Source organism: Aquirufa sp. ROCK-SH2 (assembly GCF_054558315.1).
Window position 1 is genome coordinate 190,990 of the sequence record NZ_JBPXKB010000001.1, and the last position, 18,541, is coordinate 209,530.

The 18,541-nt window shown below is 34.8% G+C and carries 15 protein-coding genes; 9 read left to right on the top strand and 6 right to left on the bottom strand.

What is annotated here, in order from left to right; translation table 11 throughout:
• Position 1: 1 nt before the first annotated feature.
• The 5 genes from V7S79_RS00810 to atpA form a co-directional block, all read right to left on the bottom strand.
• Positions 2 to 2,446: a bifunctional YncE family protein/alkaline phosphatase family protein gene (locus tag V7S79_RS00810; RefSeq protein WP_459488532.1), complete on the bottom strand. Its 2,445-nt coding sequence runs from the start codon at positions 2,444 to 2,446 to the stop codon at positions 2 to 4.
• Positions 2,447 to 2,516: 70 nt separating this feature from the next.
• Positions 2,517 to 3,773, bottom strand: a complete 1,257-nt coding sequence (gene hflX, locus V7S79_RS00815) for a GTPase HflX (RefSeq protein ID WP_459488534.1) — start codon at positions 3,771 to 3,773, stop codon at positions 2,517 to 2,519.
• 78 nt (positions 3,774 to 3,851) lie between these two features.
• Positions 3,852 to 4,676 (bottom strand): DUF2911 domain-containing protein, encoded by an 825-nt coding sequence (locus V7S79_RS00820; RefSeq protein ID WP_459488536.1) that lies wholly within the window; start codon positions 4,674 to 4,676, stop codon positions 3,852 to 3,854.
• 5 nt (positions 4,677 to 4,681) lie between these two features.
• Positions 4,682 to 5,566, bottom strand: coding sequence for an ATP synthase F1 subunit gamma (atpG, locus tag V7S79_RS00825; RefSeq protein WP_459488538.1), 885 nt, complete (start codon positions 5,564 to 5,566; stop codon positions 4,682 to 4,684).
• Positions 5,567 to 5,577: 11 nt separating this feature from the next.
• Positions 5,578 to 7,158 (bottom strand): F0F1 ATP synthase subunit alpha, encoded by a 1,581-nt coding sequence (atpA, locus tag V7S79_RS00830; RefSeq protein WP_459488541.1) that lies wholly within the window; start codon positions 7,156 to 7,158, stop codon positions 5,578 to 5,580.
• Between the two features lie 265 nt (positions 7,159 to 7,423).
• Between atpA and V7S79_RS00835 the strand changes: the two genes are divergently transcribed.
• From V7S79_RS00835 to porD, 8 genes are all read left to right on the top strand, one after another.
• Complete coding sequence (locus V7S79_RS00835; RefSeq protein WP_459488544.1) at positions 7,424 to 8,182, top strand: FKBP-type peptidyl-prolyl cis-trans isomerase; 759 nt, start codon at positions 7,424 to 7,426, stop codon at positions 8,180 to 8,182.
• Between the two features lie 18 nt (positions 8,183 to 8,200).
• Positions 8,201 to 10,324 carry a carboxy terminal-processing peptidase gene (locus V7S79_RS00840; protein ID WP_459488546.1) on the top strand — a complete coding sequence of 708 codons (2,124 nt, stop codon included), beginning with the start codon at positions 8,201 to 8,203 and terminating at the stop codon, positions 10,322 to 10,324.
• A 2-nt stretch (positions 10,325 to 10,326) separates the two neighbouring features.
• Positions 10,327 to 11,127: an inositol monophosphatase family protein gene (locus V7S79_RS00845; protein WP_459488548.1), complete on the top strand. Its 801-nt coding sequence runs from the start codon at positions 10,327 to 10,329 to the stop codon at positions 11,125 to 11,127.
• 8 nt (positions 11,128 to 11,135) lie between these two features.
• A complete protein-coding gene (locus V7S79_RS00850) occupies positions 11,136 to 11,303 on the top strand; it encodes a FeoB-associated Cys-rich membrane protein (protein ID WP_459488550.1) in 168 nt (55 codons plus the stop codon).
• Between the two features lies 1 nt (position 11,304).
• Positions 11,305 to 13,065, top strand: coding sequence for an ABC transporter ATP-binding protein (locus tag V7S79_RS00855; protein ID WP_459488551.1), 1,761 nt, complete (start codon positions 11,305 to 11,307; stop codon positions 13,063 to 13,065).
• A 44-nt stretch (positions 13,066 to 13,109) separates the two neighbouring features.
• Entirely contained in the window at positions 13,110 to 14,000 is an 891-nt protein-coding gene (locus V7S79_RS00860) for an outer membrane protein assembly factor BamD (protein ID WP_459488553.1), read from the top strand.
• 48 nt (positions 14,001 to 14,048) lie between these two features.
• On the top strand, positions 14,049 to 14,375 hold the full coding sequence (locus tag V7S79_RS00865) for a DNA-directed RNA polymerase subunit omega (RefSeq protein ID WP_459488554.1): 327 nt from the start codon (positions 14,049 to 14,051) through the stop codon (positions 14,373 to 14,375).
• A gap of 137 nt (positions 14,376 to 14,512) precedes the next feature.
• A complete protein-coding gene (porD, locus tag V7S79_RS00870) occupies positions 14,513 to 15,430 on the top strand; it encodes a type IX secretion system protein PorD (RefSeq protein WP_459488556.1) in 918 nt (305 codons plus the stop codon).
• 114 nt (positions 15,431 to 15,544) lie between these two features.
• Here the strand turns inward: porD and tilS are convergent, their stop codons facing one another.
• The gene (gene tilS, locus V7S79_RS00875; RefSeq protein ID WP_459488558.1) at positions 15,545 to 16,879 is read right to left on the bottom strand and encodes a tRNA lysidine(34) synthetase TilS; all 1,335 of its coding nucleotides are present in this window, start codon (positions 16,877 to 16,879) and stop codon (positions 15,545 to 15,547) included.
• 12 nt (positions 16,880 to 16,891) lie between these two features.
• On the opposite strand from tilS, the gene V7S79_RS00880 reads away from it, so the two are divergent.
• Complete coding sequence (locus tag V7S79_RS00880; protein ID WP_459488560.1) at positions 16,892 to 18,526, top strand: OstA-like protein; 1,635 nt, start codon at positions 16,892 to 16,894, stop codon at positions 18,524 to 18,526.
• Positions 18,527 to 18,541: the final 15 nt, after the last annotated feature.

Below are 18,541 nucleotides of genomic sequence, written 5' to 3' on the forward strand. Positions count from 1 at the left end.
ATTAATCTTTGTCTTCTACTTCTGAGGCATTAAAAATAGCTGCTCTTCTTGGAGCTGGCATGATTGAATTTTCTCCTTTAACAGCTTTCCAAACAACCTCGCTTAATTCTAAATCAGGAACTGAATCTTCTTTCTTGAAATTGAATTTCGCACTTTTTATGCTGCTAGGCGTTTCTTTTACCGTCACTTCGAATAAGTTGGTACGGGGTAATTCATGTTGAAAAGGCGATGTATTAGCCTCTTTTGAAAAACTTTTGAACATAGGAGTAGCCGCCGCATCATATTGACTCATTGGAGGCAAACCTAGTATCAATTCCATGGTTCTTAACATAGAAGAAGTAGAATAGGGTGTGTGATCTACAAAGCCTCGTTTAACGAAACCTCCTGCTAAATATGCTGTTGTTCTATGTGCATCTACGTGATCGGGTCCATTTTGAGCATCGTCCTCTACAATAAATATGGCTGTCTCTTTCCAAATGGGTGATTTTGATAAATAATCTACGAATAAACCTACTGCATAATCATTGTCTGCCACGTAAGCATAAGGTGTTTTTTTGCCTAATTTTTGACCTTCTGTGTGGTCATTGGGAAAACGAATCGAATTGAATTGAGGAACTTTGTTTTGACTTAGTAAAATTTCAAAATCTTTTCTCCACTGATGAAAACGAGTAGTGTCCATCACATCTTGGTTGAAAGATTCAAAGTTGGGACAAAAATGATCTGCAATGGAAGGGATATTTGGTTTGAAATCATCTGCGAATTCTCCATAGGTACGATAAGAAACACCTGCTCTTTTGCAATAATCCCAAATAAAGCCATCTTTTGGATTGGCAATTAAGCGATTGCCTTCTCCGTCATAATGACCACCACGTCCACCATAAGAAGTTGGCCATGTTTTTTCTAAATAGTCAGTTGCATGGGCTGAAGTTGACCAATTGTGTCCATCAGAACTCACTTCTCCATCTACATAAAAATTGTCTAATAACACAAAGTCTTTGACTAGTTTATGTTGATTCGGCGTATATTTTTCACCAAAAAGTAGGAGAGTCGTATCTCCATTTCCGCCTTTCACATCCGATAATACTTGGTCATAGGTTCTATTTTCTTTTAAGATATAAAACACATATTTGATGGGTGATTTTTCTCCGACTTTGCGTGGAATTGGATTACCTTCTTCCCCTTTTACATTGGATTCAATTTCTTTATTATAAGGAGTATTTTGATAAACTGCCTCAGAAAGGATGGGTAGTTCTTTGGAATTAGGTTCATTGAAAATGGATAAAGTCCCTTTCATTAAACCTCCAATATATCCTGTTCTAACTTTTTTATTGTTATCTGATTTTTGATAAGTAACCGTTTGTTTTTTGTTGATTGGATTAGGTCCATCTGGATTCGCAAAAGATGAAAATCCTTTCCCGTTAGCTACATATAATTTTTTGTTGATGACCTTGATAGAAGTAGGATACCAACCCACTGGTATAAAGCCAAGAGATCTAGAAGATCCTGGTTTTTCTACTTCAAAAACTGCTAAACAATTATTATCCGCATTGGCTACATAGAGCTTTTCCTCGTCTGCAGATAAAGCAAGTCCATTGGTCGAGCTACCTGCTAAAGAATTAGGAAATAAAGCTGCATTTAATACTTCAATCTCTTTTCCTGTGGCTGTATTTATCACAGAAACGGAATTGTCGTTGGCATTAGCTACGTATAAAATTTTACCATTTTTGGTTAAAATCATTTCGTTTGGATGGTCGCCTACAGAAATTGGATTTTTAAATGTACTATTTGATACATCAAAAGGTAAAACTTGTCTTGCTCCCCAAACGGAAATATAAAGGATATCTTTGTTTTTATTCAAAAGACAAGTAAATCCTTCCGCTGGTAATTTATGTGTTGATTGGATGGATTTGCTTTTTACATCGATGATGTAAAGAGTGTTGTTATCTTTTGTCACTACATAGAGGATTCCTTTTGCATCATCGTATTCTATACCTGCTGGAGAAATTTCTATTTTTTTTTCAGTGGTTAATGGAATTTTATCAGTTTCTATCAATTTTTCATTTTCAATTTTGAAAACAATTATTTGATTGTCATTTCCTCCTGAAACAAAAACGGTTTGATTGTCAGCCGCAACTTTTAATCCATACCAAGATTTTTCTAATTCTTTGCTATCAAGTACCTTTTGGTTTTTAACGTCTATCAATTGTAAACTTTGAACGCTTTGCCCATTATTGGTAGCCAATAAATATTTTTGATTGGGGCTAGTAACGATGTTTAAGGGTAAATCTCCCAAGGGTAATGATGTACCATGTGGTGAAAGTTTCCAGCCATTTGGGAGTGTAACTCTACTTTTTGCAATTTGATCAACTAAATTTTGTTGCGCAAAAAGCATTCTTGAAGATAAAGTAATAAAAAGGGAAATCCCTAAGAGTAATCTGTTTTTCATTTTTAAAAGATTTTGAACACAAATTAAAACCTTTTAAATGAATTTTATATGATGTAATGATTAAATCTGCTTATTCAGGTACAACTCCATCGCTATGTCCCATTAAATGATTGTCATTCATCCAGTTAGGGAAAATTTGATAATGTTTTTCTTTGATCAACTTCATGATGATTTCTCTTAATTCAGACAAATTGCTTTTTTGTTCTGCTGAAATGAATACTGTTTGAGGTTGATTGCTTTGCCAATGGGTATTTTTTAAAAATTCAGTGACACGCTCCATTTTGCTTTTTTGAACTTCTCCATCCTCATTGACAAAACTACCTTCAAAAAAGACATCTTCTACCTTATATAAATCGATTTTATTGAAAACTAAAATGGTCGGCTTATCACCAATGCCCATTTCATTTAAAATTCCTTGAACTACCTCGATTTGCTCTTCAAAATTTGGATGAGAGATATCTACTACGTGTAATAAAATATCCGCTTCTCTAACCTCATCTAACGTTGATTTAAAAGATTCAATTAATAGGGTAGGGAGTTTACGAATAAACCCTACGGTATCTGTTAATAAAAATGGAATTCCTTCCCAAGAAATTTTTCTAACGGTTGAATCGACCGTGGCGAAGAGTTTATTTTCTGCAAAAACATCTGATTTAGATAATTTTTGCATCAAAGTTGATTTCCCCACATTGGTATAGCCTACCAATGAAACACGCACCAAACGATCTCTGTTTTTTCTTTGTGTAAAAGATTGGCGATCAATGGCTTCTAGTTTTTCTTTCAATAACGAAATTCGATCATTGGCAATACGGCGGTCGGTTTCTAATTCTTTTTCACCAGGTCCACGCATACCCACACCACCTCGTTGTTTGGAAAGGTGAGACCACATACGGGTTAATCGAGGTAACATGTATTGATACTGAGCCAATTCAACTTGAGTTCTCGCTTGTACGGTTTGAGCTCTTTGAGCAAAGATGTTAAGAATCAAAAGGCTTCTGTCAAGAACTTTCATTTCCTTTCCACACAATTGAATAGAATATTCAATGTTTCGAACTTGCGATGGACTTAAATCGTCGTCAAAGATGATCATATCCACATCTTTTTCAATCACATAACTGATGATTTCCTCAAGTTTACCTTTTCCAACGTAAGTTCTATTATCGGGTTTTGCCAAGTTTTGGGTAAAACTTTTTAGCGTAACAACGCCTGAAGTAGAAGCCAAGAATGCTAATTCAGCTAAATACTCTTTCGTTTTTTCAGCGTCTTGCTTTTGGGTGCTTACCGCAACCAAAACAGCGGTTTCTTTTTCTTCGTCAGTACTATACACGTTTTTTTTCGTTTTAATGATAGCTAAAAAAAGCCTTCCTGAATAGAAAGGCTTTTTTATAGAAAAGAGTTCAATGTTTTATAAACTCTGTATTAATTTTTCATTTAAAGCTACATAATCATCATTTTTGCCAGCTTTAGCTAGTTCAATGGATTTTAATGCTGTCGCTTTTGCTCCTACTTTGTCGCCTAATTTTGCTTGAATTTTCGCTTTCAAGTGAAATTGCCAATAGGCAGAAGGATTTGCTTCATTTGCTTTGTTTACCCATTCTAAAGCTTTGTCTAAATGAATACCCTTTTCGAAGTAAAAACTAGCTGCTTCAAAATAGGGTTTTGAATCTTGAGACATAACTTTAGCAATGTTGGCTAAAATCTTTGAATCAATCTCTGTTTGAACGGGAATTGATACTTGTGTTTTTTCCCAAGCAAGTTGAATATCCAATTTATTCGAAGATATATTCGCTAATTGAATGGTAAAACTCTCTACCGATTGTGAAATCGAAGTACTTGGAACAGTGACATTAAGTACATTTTCTTCTGGATGATAGTTGAAAACACCGTCCGTACCTTTGTTGAAAATGATTTCCCACGAAGATTGACCTGGAATTGTCATTAATTGGTAGGTACCAGCTTTTAAATCTTTTCCTGCAATTTTAACATCTTCTCCAAAAGTGATTTTAGTTGCACCGTTTGCACCTGTTCTCCATAATTTGCCAAAAGGAACAATATCTCCAAATATTTTACGACCTTTAATTGCAGGTCGGGAATATGTCACTTCAATAGATGAAAGTGAAAAATCTTGTTTAAGAGTTTGACTTGGACTTGGAGCAGGTGTTTTGATTCCTTGCGCGTAGTTGGTAAAACCAAATCCCAATAATGCAATTACTAGTAATGCCTTTTTCATTTGTATTAGTTGGATAATGCCTCAGCTCCACCCACAATCTCCAAAATTTCTTTGGTAATTGCAGCTTGACGAGAACGGTTGTATTCTAATTTCAACGCTTTGATTAATTCTCCTGCATTTTCAGTCGCTTTTTCCATCGCAGTCATACGAGCACCATGTTCAGAAGCATTTGATTCTAACAAAGCTCTGAAGATCGAAAGTTTAATCGACTTGGGAATTAATTCATTGATTACCTCTTCTTCGTTCGGTTCAAAAATATAATCTACAGAAGAAGCAACTACTTTTTTATCATCCTGTTTTTCAACCAAAGGTAATAATTGCTCATTACGGATAATTTGAGTCGCTACGTTTTTGAATTCATTGAAAATAACCTCAACCACATCAAATTCTTTTTTAGCGAAAGCTTCTAAAACTTCCTCTCCAATTGCTTTAACGTTGGTAAAGTTTAATTTGGAATAAATTTCTGTATGAGTTGTATTCAACTTGTAGCCTCTTCTAGACATATATTCTGCACCTTTTTTGCCCAATGTTAAAATTTCAACTTGGCCATTTTGGTTTAATTCTGAATATTTCTCTTGAATGACTTGGATAGCAGCTTTACCTACATTGGTATTAAAAGCACCACACAAACCACGGTCTGAGGTAACTAAAATGATTAGAACTCTTTTTATTTCTCGAACTTCTGAAAAAGGATTTTCATTGGTTGATTCAGTTCTTGCTGAAACGGTAGCAATCATTTCAGCTAATTTCTTAGCGTAAGGGCGCATTTGAACAATGGCATCTGTCGCTCTTCTCAACTTCGCCGCCGAAACCATTTTCATGGCTTTGGTGATTTGTTGTGTCGAATTAACTGAAACGATTCTATTTCTTACTTCTTTTAAGGAAGCCATACTATTAAATTTTAAACTTCGTATTTATCCGAAACTTCTTTTCCTACTCTTTTCAATGTTGCTGTCAATGTATCATCAAATTTACCTTTTGCTAATGCAGCAAGGGTATCTTTTTCAGTTGCTTTTAATACATTGATGAAATCTTGTTCAAATTCGCGTACCTTGTTTACTGGGATTTTATCCAATGAACCTGTTGTAGCTAAATAAATCATAGCAACTTGATCTTCCACTCTTTGAGGAGCAAATTGAGGTTGCTTCAACATTTCTAAGTTACGACGACCACGCTCAATTGTTAATTTAGTAGACGCATCTAAATCTGAACCAAATTTCGCGAAAGCTTCTAACTCACGGAATTGTGCTTGATCCAGTTTTAAAGTACCTGCTACTTTTTTCATTGATTTAATTTGAGCATTACCTCCAACACGTGATACCGAAATACCTACGTTAATTGCTGGACGAATACCTGCATTAAACAAGTTGGTTTCTAAGAAAATTTGACCGTCAGTAATTGAAATTACGTTGGTTGGGATATAAGCCGAAACGTCACCTGCTTGAGTTTCAATGATTGGCAAAGCAGTTAAACTACCACCACCTTTTACGATTCCTTTGATAGAATCAGGTAAATCATTCATTGAACGAGCAATTTCGTCTGAGCTATTGATTTTAGCTGCACGCTCTAATAAACGAGAGTGTAGGTAAAATACGTCTCCTGGATATGCTTCACGTCCTGGTGGGCGACGAAGTAATAATGAAACTTCACGGTATGCTACCGCTTGTTTTGATAAGTCATCATAAACTACCAAGGCTGCACGACCTGTATCACGGAAAAATTCTCCAATGGCAGCTCCTGTAAATGGTGCGTAAAATTGCATTGGGGCAGGATCTCCAGCAGAAGCTGAAACAATCACTGTGTAATCCATGGCTCCTGCTTTACGTAAAGTTTGTTCAATTTGCTTCACAGTAGAAGCTTTTTGACCAATCGCCACATAAATACAGAAAACTGGCTCACCTTTTTCGTAGAATTCTTTTTGATTGATAATGGTATCAATACAAACGGCTGTTTTACCTGTTTGACGGTCACCAATTACCAACTCACGTTGACCACGACCTACTGGAATCATTGCGTCAATCGCTTTGATACCTGATTGCATAGGCTCTGTAACGGGTTCACGGAAGATTACACCTGGAGCTTTACGCTCTAAAGGCATTTCATATAAATCGCCTGTAATTGGGCCATTTCCATCAATAGGTTCTCCTAAGGTGTTAACAACACGGCCTAAGATACCGTCACCTACTTTGATAGATGCAATTAGATTGGTTCTTTTAACCGTATCTCCCTCTTTTACAAGGGTGGATTCTCCTAAAAGTACAGCTCCTACATTATCCTCTTCCAAGTTCAATGCAAGTGCTTTTAAACCGTTTTCGAAAACGATAAGCTCTCCTGCTTGTACATTGGAAAGGCCGTAAATACGAGCCACACCATCACCCACTTGGAGTACGGTGCCAATTTCTTCTAATTCTGCTTGGGTTTTAGCCTGTGATAGTTGTTCCCTAAGGATGGCCGATACTTCGTCTGGTCTTACTGATGCCATATAAAAATGGTGTTTACTGAAGTTTATTAAATACTTTTTAATTATAAAATTTCGGGTGCAAAATTAGTCATGAAATTTGATTATTCCCATAACTTTTGCAAAAAATGAGAGTATTTGTGATACTTTTTTTAGAATGAGTCTTTTTGAACAAAATTTTATCAGGTTAAATAGCGTTAAAATCAATTTAAAACCCATTTTTTCTGTAACTTCGAAACTTTGTTTTTAAAATATAATAATTCCAACTAATTGTTAAACGTTAATCATCATGAAAATTAAATTTATTTCGATTTTATTATTAATTACTGTTATTACTAGCAATGCATTAACCGCTCAAAATAAAACAACTGCAAAACCGAAAACGAAGCCTAAGCTTGCTTTAAGTCTAACTAAGGTTCCAGTGAGTGGATTTTCCAATGTATTGGACTCTGTTAGTTATGCAGTAGGAGTTTTAGTAGCTCAGAATTTTAAATCACAAGGGGTAACTTTAGATCCTAAATTGGTTGAAAGAGGTTTCGCCACTATTTTTTCAGGTGCAAATTCTATTTTACCAGAGCAAGCTTGCCAAAGTGTAGTTAATTCTTATATGATGAAATTGCAAGAGCAAAAGTCTGCTGAAAGTGCTAAACAATTCTTGCCGAACAAGTTGGAGGGTGAAAAATTCTTGACAGAAAATAAGAAAAAAGAAGGTATTGTAACGCTTCCTAGTGGATTGCAATATCAAATCATCAAAGCGGGAGATGGTCCAAAGCCAACCGCAAATGATAAAGTAAAAACACATTATCACGGAACTTTGATTGATGGTACAGTGTTTGACTCATCTGTAGACAGAGGAGAACCTATTACTTTTCCAGTTACAGGTGTTATCCCAGGATGGGTAGAAGCATTGCAATTAATGCCAGTAGGTTCAAAGTGGAAATTATATGTTCCTCAAAATTTAGCTTATGGTGCAAGACCAGCAGGCGACAAAATTAAACCGTATTCAACTCTAGTTTTTGATGTTGAATTGATTTCTATTGAAAAGTAATATTTTTAAAAAGGCTGTATGAAAAAGATCCTTCCTATTTTAATTCCTCTATCCTTGGTGGTTGTGCTGTTTTTGCACGGAAAAAATCCAGTGGATTTTAATTCTAATAACCTTACAAGTTATCAGGAGGGTGATTTACAACCTACAGCTACGCAAAAAAAAGTGGAGCGCCTCGTTTATGGTATTTTAAGTAATTACCATTACCGTAAAATTCCAGTCAACGATTCTTTATCTTCCAAAATTTATGATGCCTATTTAAAGGAGTTAGATCCAAATAAAGTTTATTTTTTAGCTTCAGACATCAAAGAATTAGAAGATTATCGCTACACCATCGATGAGCAATTGAATTTAGGCGATTTAACTTCCGCCTTCAAAATCTATAATTTATACCAAGTTAGAATGAAGGAAAGATTTGCATTTATCAACCAAGTCTTGACTCAAACCCAAGATTTTAATTTAGATGAAAGCTATTCTCCAAATCGAGATAAAGCAACTTGGGCTAATTCAAAAGAGGAATTGAACGATTATTGGAGAAAAGATATTAAGCGTCAATTGTTGGATTGGAAAATTGGTGGCAAAGCTGATACTACAGCTATTGGAGAGCTGAAAGAACGCTACAAGAGAAGCGAAAAATATATTGCCAAAACGAAATCGGAAGACGTTTTTCAGATTTTCATGAATGCTTATACTGAAAGCATTGATCCACATACTTCCTATATGATTCCTAAAGTTTCTCAGGAATTCAATAAAGATATGGCCCAAAGTTTTGAAGGTATTGGAGCAACACTTCGTTTGGAAGGTGATTATGTAACCATTCAAGATCTGGTTCCAGGTGGCCCTGCTTTTAGAAGTAAGCAAATCAATCCCAAAGATCGAATTGTTGGAGTTGCCCAAGGAGATGAAGGCAGTTTTGTAGATGTGATAGGTTGGTTTACTGATGATGCAGTTAAATTAATTAGAGGTCCGAAAGGTACAGTTGTTCGCTTGAAATTATTGCCTGCTTCAGGTGTAACGGGTTCTCCAACTTCTGAAGTCCGCTTGGTTCGTGAAAAGATCAAGATGGAGGAGCAAACAGCTAAAAAAGAAACCTTGCTACTTAATAGAGATGGAAAACCTTATAAATTAGGTTTGATTACCGTTCCTATGTTTTACCGCGATTTCGAAGGTGCAAGAAAAAGAGAGCAAGATTTTAAATCGACTTCTGCCGATGTTAAAAAGTTTATTAACGAATTTAAGCAAGAAGGAATCGATGGTTTAGTAATTGATTTGAGAAACAATGGAGGAGGGTCTTTGATTGAAGCTGTTGATTTAACGGGTTTATTCATAACTCAAGGGCCTGTCGTTCAAAGGAAACAATCCGATGGAAGAATCTCTCAAGAGGTTGATCGTAACCCTGAAATCTCCTACAATGGTCCTTTGGCAGTACTTATCAATCGTTTTTCTGCCTCAGCCAGCGAAATTTTTGCTGCTGCCATTCAAGATTATAAAAGAGGAATAATTATTGGAGAACAATCTTATGGTAAAGGAACCGTGCAATCGGTTGTTGATTTATCCAATTATTTGAATGATGAAAAGGATGAAGTGGGTCAATTGAAAATTACCTTGGAAAAGTTCTATCGTATCAATGGAAGTTCGACGCAGCATAAAGGAGTGAGTCCAGATTTTGCCTTGCCTTCTGCTTTTTCTGCGGAGGAATTTGGAGAAAGTTCTCAGCCAAGTGCATTGCCTTGGGACATGATTCCAACGACGAATTATCAAATTACACAAAGTGTAACAAATGATTTATTAGCTAAGCTACAAACAGCATTCCAAAATCGCTTAAAAACGAATCCTGAATTGTTGAAATTGAAGGAGGATTTTAATCGTTGGAAAAAATTAAAAGAACAAAATTCTATTTCTTTGCAATTAGACAAAAGAAAAAAGGAATTAGATGAACAAAAGAAAAAACCTGATGAATCTTTGGCTGTCATGGATGCATTGGCCATCGATTCTGGAGAAGCTAAAGTTGATAAAAAGGACGATAAAAAAGAGGATAAGACCAAAGATAAGCACGCAAAAGACGCTTATTTGAAGGAAGCAGAAAGAATCATGATTGATTTTATCGCAGGACCAAAGAAAGAGCTTAAGGTAGTTAATAAATAATCATGGCTGATTTAGCGCGTATTTTAAGAGAATCACTGCCACTTGTCCGTGAAACAGGTCAATGGATTCAATCTGTTATTACTAAGATAGAATTAAATGATATTATTTATAAAGGTAAAAATGATTTAGTTTCCTATGTAGATCGAGAGGCGGAAGCTAGATTGAAAGCAGGTTTAAGTGAAATTTTTCCTGAAGCTGATTTTATTGCTGAGGAAACAGCAAGCAATTACGATGAAGTAGGAGAGGGTTATTACTGGGTAATCGATCCTTTGGATGGAACCACAAATTTTCTCCATCAATTGCCCATTTATGCGGTTTCTGTGGGTTTGATTTTCAATAAACAACCTATTTTAGGATTGATTTACGAACCTAATCGGGATGAAATGTTTTCTGCTGCGCTGGGTCAAGGAGCTTATTTAAATGGTGAATCAATTCATGTTTCAATGCAAGAAGATTTATCTAAAAGTTTATTAGCTACTGGTTTTCCATATTATGATTTTTCTTATCAAGATCGTTACATTGATTTATTAAAGAAATTAATGCGTAAAAGTCACGGTTTACGAAGAATGGGAGCAGCAGCCATCGACTTAGCTTATACTGCCTGTGGACGGTTTGAAGGTTTTTTTGAAGCCAATTTAAAACCTTGGGATGTGGCTGCTGGTAAAATTTTGATCGAAGAGGCTGGTGGAGTCGTTTCTAATTTTTCCGGAGGCGAGGATGTGATTTTTAAAGGAGAAATTATTGGTGCTGGTCCAATTTTTCCCGAATTTGTGGAAGTTTTTAAAGAAGAATGGTTTAAATAATAAAGTCAATGGATATGGAATTTGTAATGATTTTATTGATTTTTTTGGCTGCCCTTTTCTACTTAGGGCGTATCGTTTACCTACAATTTTGGGGTAAAAATTCTTCTGGATGCAGCAAAGGCTGTGGTTCTTGCCAATCAATTTCTAGCGATTTTGATCAAAAAGATTTAATGTAAAATGGCTGGAACAGAATCATCGAGTGGGAAAATAGTTGATTTTAAAATCGTAAAACGGATTTATAGCTTTATAATTCCATATCGCTTCCAATTTTGGGGCTTGGTGTTTCTGATTTTATGTATGGCGGGAGTTTCTCCTGTGATTCCTTTAATGATTCGTTATACCTTAGATCATTATGTGTCTGTTCAAACATTTCAATCTTTGATTCAAATGTTTATATGGATGTTATTCGTATTGGCCTTACAAACACTCCTTCAATTCTCAACAAGTTATATTGCTGGTCATCTTGGCCAAACGGTCATACGCGATATACGTGTTCAATTGTATGAAAAAATCATTAAACTAAAATTGTCTTTTTTTGATGCAACACCCATAGGACGACTTGTTACCCGTACAGTTTCTGATGTGGAGACCCTGAATGATGTTTTTTCGGAAGGACTTGCATCTATTGCAGGCGATTTATTGCAACTGTTTTTAATTGTGGCTGTTATGTTTTATGCCGATTGGCGTTTGTCATTAATCATTTTGGCTACAGTTCCATTTATGTTGTTTTCTACCTATGTGTTCAAAGAAACCATCAAGAAATCATTCAATGAGGTACGATTAGCTGTGGCAAATTTGAATTCATTTGTACAAGAGCATATCTCGGGTATGACCATCGTTCAGATGTTTCATGCGGAAAAAAGGGAATTAGAAAAATTCAAAAAGATCAATCAAGATCATCGAGATGCTAACATAAAAAGTATTTGGGCCTATTCCGTTTATTTTCCAGTGGCGGACGTTATTGGTGCAATAGGAACAGGTTTTGTTGTTTGGACAGCTTCCACCTTTATTTTAAAAGAGCAACAAAGCATTGGTACATTAACCGCATTTTTAATGTTTATCAATTTGTTTTTTAGACCCATTCGAATGTTGGCAGATCGATTTAATACTTTACAAATGGGTATTGTGTCTTCTGAACGTATTTTTGCTTTGTTAGATTCCAAAGAATATATTCAAAATAATGGGAATGTTTTGAGTACAAAAATCCATGGAGATATTGAATTTAAGGAAGTTTCTTTTGCTTACAATGAGCCAGAATGGGTGGTCAAAAATGTTAGTTTTTCTGTTAAATCAGGGAAAACATTAGCTATTGTTGGAGCTACGGGTGCAGGTAAATCGTCTATTATTGGTCTTTTAAGTAGAATGTATGATTGTCAAAGTGGTGCGATCTACATTGATGGACTTAATCTTGTCGATTATGAAATCGAAAGTTTAAGAGAAAATATCGCTGTCGTTTTACAAGATGTTTTTCTATTTAGCTCAAGCATTGCCTACAATATACATTTGGGCGATAAAAGCATTACGCAAGAAAAAATTGAAGCAGCAGCAAAAGCTGTTGGAATACATGATTTTATTAGTTCTTTACCTGGCGGATACGATTATCAAGTGATGGAAAGAGGGGCCACTTTAAGTGTTGGTCAAAGACAATTGATTTCGTTTGTGCGCGCATTAGTGAGAGATCCCAAAATAATTATTTTGGATGAGGCAACTTCTTCCATTGATTCAGAATCAGAAATATTGATTCAAAATGCCATTGCGACATTGATGAAAGGAAGAACGGCCGTGGTTATTGCACATCGATTATCGACCATTCGAAATGCAAATCAAATTTTAGTTATGGACAAAGGGGAAATAAAAGAAAGAGGAAATCATGAAGAATTATTAGCAAATGATGGACTTTATGCCCAGCTCTATCATTTACAATTTAGTAAAGCGTGATAAATTTCTTTTAGCCCGAAAATTATGATTATCTTTGCAAGCTTATGATGATTAAAAAATATATTTTTATTGGTTTTGTAGTATTACTTGGACTTAGTTCTTGTGGTAAATTTGAGAAGTTTCGCAAGAGCGCTAGCTTACCAACCAAATACAAAGCAGCTTTAGATTACTATAAAAAAAAGGAATTTGATAAGGCTGGAATTTTGTTAGATGAGATTTTACCTCTAATGAAAGGGGATTCTACACAAGAGTTAGCCACCTATTATCAAGCCTATTGCGATTTTAATCTAGGGAATTATTCTTTAGCAAATAGTCATTTCAAAAAGTTTTCTGAAGTATTTTCTAGAAGTGAATACGCAGAGGAAGCTATTTATATGGCAGCATATTCTTTGTACAAAGAATCGCCGAATTACAATTTGGATCAAACTGGAACCTTGACTGCAATTAATGAAACGCAGAGTTATTTGAATAATTATCCAGATACAAAATTCAAAGAAGAATGTAATCGGATTATTAAAGAATTACGTAAAAAACTAGAAAGAAAAGCATACGAAAAGGCGAAACTATATTACAAAACTTCTCCTTTTAATATCATGAATTTAAGGTCATCTGTGATTGAAATTACGAATTTTCAAAAAGAATATCCAGATTCAGATTACAATGAAGAAATGGCTTATTTTAAAGTCATTGCCCAATATGAATTGGCAAAAAGTACTATCGAGTCGAAACAAAAAGAAAGATTTTCGGATGCTTCTAAATTTTATTTAGAGTTATTAGACAAATATCCAAAGAGTTCATATTTGAAATTGACGGAAGATTTGTACACACAAAGTTTAAAGGAAGTGGAACGAATTTCGAAGCTGGAAGCCGAATATAAAGAAGCTTTAGAGAAAGAGAAATCGAATACTTCCAAAGTTGCGACTAGTCCGCAATAGTTATTACAAAAAAAATACCTTATTTTTGCAATCTTAAATTTAATAGAGATGTCTAAGAACCAAACGAATCCATCTATCATTACTCGTGATGTAGATAAAATAGCTGAAAAAACAGGTAATGTTTATGAATCAATTTCAATCATTTCACAAAGAGCTCGTCAGATTTCGAGTAAAATGAAAGAAGAATTGTCAAATAAATTATCTGAATTTGCTTCTTCTGTGGATAACTTAGAAGAAATTTTTGAAAACCGTGAGCAAATTGAGATTTCTAAATATTATGAGCGTTTACCAAAGCCAAGTTCATTAGCAATTGATGAATTTACAGCTGATAAAGTAGATTTTAGAGTTCGTGAAGAGGGATCTGAATCGAAATAATTAATCATAAAATTTTCAAACCGATGTTTTTGTTTCTAAGCTATTTCGCTTAAATTCAATGACATCGGTTTTTTTATGGCATATATTGAAATGTTTAGGTGCTATTTTCGTTTAAATTAATTGTTACAAAACTATTTATGATTAGCTCTTTCAAAGTTTTTTTCTCCTTTCTGATTGTTTCTGTTTTATCTGCCTTTTCTTTAATTGGGCAAGAAATTCAGTCAACAGTGACTATTAGTACAGAACAATTACAATTAGATCAGCAAAGAGGTAGTTCTCAAATTTATTCGGAATTACAACGTGTAATGCAAGAGTTTATCAATGGACGTCGATGGTCCACTGATAATTTTAGTCAAGAGGAAAAAATAAAACTCAATATTAATTTATTATTGACGAAAGCTTCTTCGCAAGGAGAATTTGAAGCAAATGCGAGAATCCAAGTTCTTAGGCCTGTTTATGGAACTTCCTATGAAACGGTCATTTTAAATATGATTGATAAAAGTTTTAATTTTAAATACCAGCTCGGTACTCCGATTACCTACAACGACAATAGCTTTAATGATAATTTGAGTTCAATGATGGCCTATTATGCCAATTTGGCTTTGGCGATGCACTATGATTCCTTTGGTAAAATGGGTGGCGATTTTTTCGTTCAAAAGTTATATAATTTAACAAACATCGCCCAAAATGCAGGTTCTGGCTGGGGCACTTTGAGTGACATACGTAGTCGTGTAGCTATTGCTGAAAATTTGTTGAGTCAACAATTGTTGGCTTATCGAGAAGTAAACTATACCTATCATCGAATATTGTTAGATACTTTTGCTGAAACACCAGATAAGACAAGAGAAGGAATGATTGAATTATTATCTCAAATTCGACAAATTAATCAAGTTAGACCTGGTGCAGCCACCATTCGTTTGTTTTTTGATGCAAAAGGCGATGAAATTTTTTCCATCATGGATGAAGCTACCACCACCGAACGACAAGCTGCTTTTGCTTATTTAAGTCTTTTGGATCCTACCAGAACGGAGAATTATAGAAAGTTGATTAGGTAATTGAAAAGAGAAAAGAGAAAAGAGAAAAGAGAAGATCTCTTACCTCTTACCTCTTACCTCTTACCTCTTACCTCTTACCTCTTACCTCTTACCTCTTACCTCTTACCTCTTACCTCATACATCAACACTTACATAACAAACCCCCTCTGTTTTTTCTGTTACTTTAAATCGATTATCGATTCGATGCCCAATGATCCAGGCAATGGACCCTTGGCTGATTAATACCATTGTTTGTTTTTTGATGTTAAGTGGTACTTTTTTATCTGTTAAGAAATCACTCACTAATTTTTTTTGATTCATACCCAAAGGACAAAACCAATCGCCTTCTTGTACTTTTCTTATTTCTAAAGGGAATTCTATTTTTTCTGCATCTAAACAAGCAATTTTGGCAGAGTTAGGTGCGGTGAAATTTTCGTCTTTTTCTTCGAATTCAATAGTCAATTTTTGATTTCCCATTAGAACAAATTCATCGTCTTCTTGAATAATAATGGGTCTAAATTCTGAATGGTCTTTTCTACTTATGACCCATTTTTGACGATCAATATTCAGGATATGACTTGGAGATTCAAATAATTTGCCAATTCTCTCTTCTCTTTTGTTTTGAATAATTTGATCTATTTGTTCAAATCCAAAATTCAATTTCGTTAAAAATCTTTGATAGAGAATTTTCGATTTTTTTTCATTCAATTTATTCTCTAAGGAAACATGTAAATTGCCCAATTCATCCGTTTTTACCTCCTCTTTTTCCCATCCTTCCATTTCTTCAGACAACCAGTCTTCAATGTCTTTGATTTTTGCACTTGTTTCCGATAATGTTTGCTCAAATTGTGGATTTAATTCTAAAAATTTGGGGATAATTTCATGTCGAATGAAATTTCTTTGGTATTTAGTAGAAGCATTGCTGGAATCTTCCCGCCAAGCTAATTTGTGCTGAACAACAAAATCAAAGATTGCTTCTTGATTTGCGAAAGCCATTGGACGAATGATATTACCATTTTTAAATGGAATGCCGTGGAAACCAGCCAAGCCCGTTCCTCGTGTTAAATTGATTAAAATCGTTTCTGCGCTATCCATTTGATGATGAGCTGTAGCAATATAATCATAAGATTCTCTCACTCGAATTTCTTCAAACCAATCGTATCTTAGAATGCGAGCAGCCATTTGAATAGATAGCTTTTCCTTTTCAGCATATTGATTTGTATCAAAAACGATACTATGGTAGGGTACTTTGAGTGTTTTTGCCCATTTTTTTACAAATACCTCGTCTGCCAAAGATTCCGCGCCACGTAGTCCAAAATTGACATGCGCAATTCCAAAATTGAATTTGGCTAAATGAAACAGTTTTGATAATATGATGGAATCGATGCCTCCACTAACTGCAAGCAATATTTTTTGATCTTCTGAGAATAAATTTTCTTTTCGAATGAAGTTAATGAAGTCTTCCAGCATAAAATTGGTAAATTGCGTATTCAAATTATTTGCGAAATTAATCAATCGCTTTTAGGAATGCGTCAAAAGGTAATTATTTTACAAATTCTCTTCTTGTTTATTTCTTTTATTGGGCTATCTCAAAACCAAGTACGAATCATTAATTCGGATAGTTTGAACGGAACGCCCAATATGAAAAACCTGGTAGGGCATGTCCTTTTGCAACAAGGTACTACCACATTAAGTTGTACCAAAGCCGTTGTGAATGAATTGACCAACAACGTGGAAGCTTATGGTAAGGTAAGAATTGTTCAAGCTGATACGGTTGTTATCACGGGTGATTCTGCTACATATAATGGAGATATGCGCCAGGCTTTTGTAGCTGGACACGTTAAATTAGATGACCATACGATCATCTTAAATACCAATAAATTAGATTATGATTTAAATTCGAAAACGGCTGTTTATAATACGGGTGCAAAAATTATTGACAAAAAATCTACTTTGACAAGTAAAGAAGGTGTTTATAATACGGTAACCAAGAATTTTTTGTTTAAGAAAAATGTGCGAGTAGTAGATAAAGAAGGAGGGGGTCTAAAGGCTGATTCTTTGAGGTACAATACTTATAGTAAAGAGGCCTATTTCATTTGTCCCACGGAAATCATCAATAAAAAGGATACAGTTTATACTTCAGCGGGTTTTTATAACACACAATCCAAGGTGTCTAATTTTACGGGTCGTTCTACTGCCAAAACAGATGAATATATACTTTCAGCTGACACACTTTTTTTCGACAGTCCCACGCAAATTGGTGTTGCAAAAGGCCGCGTGGAGTTTTTGAGTCAAAAAGACAAAGTGATTTTGACCGGGGATCACGGTCGATATGCTGGTAAAACAGGTATTACTCGTGTATTTGGGCATGCACTGATGAAAAATAAAATGGAGAAGGATACTTTGTATCTAACGGCGGATACATTGGTTTCGATAAATTCTAAAAAAGATTCGATTCGAAAACTGTATGCCTATAAAAATGTTCAAATTTATAAATCAGATCTATCTGGGAAATGCGATTCTTTGGGGTATGATGTGAAAGATTCTGTGATTCATTTTTATCAAAAACCCATTATTTGGACCAATGATTCCCAGTCCCAAGCGGATTCTATTTCTTTGTTTTTAGTCAATCAAAAATTGAGAGAAATGGACTTGAGAGGGCATTCTTTTGTCATTTCAAAAGATTCACTAGAGCAGTTTAATCAAATTAAAGGGCGTAAAATTTGGGTAATATTTCAAGATGATTCAAAGCTTAAACGGGTAAATGTAGAAGGCAATGGTGAAAGTATCTATTTTGTGGTAGATGATAAAAAAGTAACAACAGGTTTAAATCGAGTAGAATGTAGTCGAATGAATATGTTTTTCGCAGAAAATCAGGTCAAGAAAATTGTATTCATCACCAAACCAGAAGCTAAATTTGCACCACCCAATGAATGGAATGAAGAACTACAAGTGTTGGACGGTTTCAATTGGCGTATTCGGGAAAAAATCAATTTATCCATGATTCTTGATAAAGTAAAATTGGAGCTGATAAAACCCTCATTAGAAACTAAAAAAGAATCTAAAAAAGAATCTAAAAATACTCAGAAGGATAATCCAAAAGTTAAAAAACCTTAAAAAGTCACCTTTTGT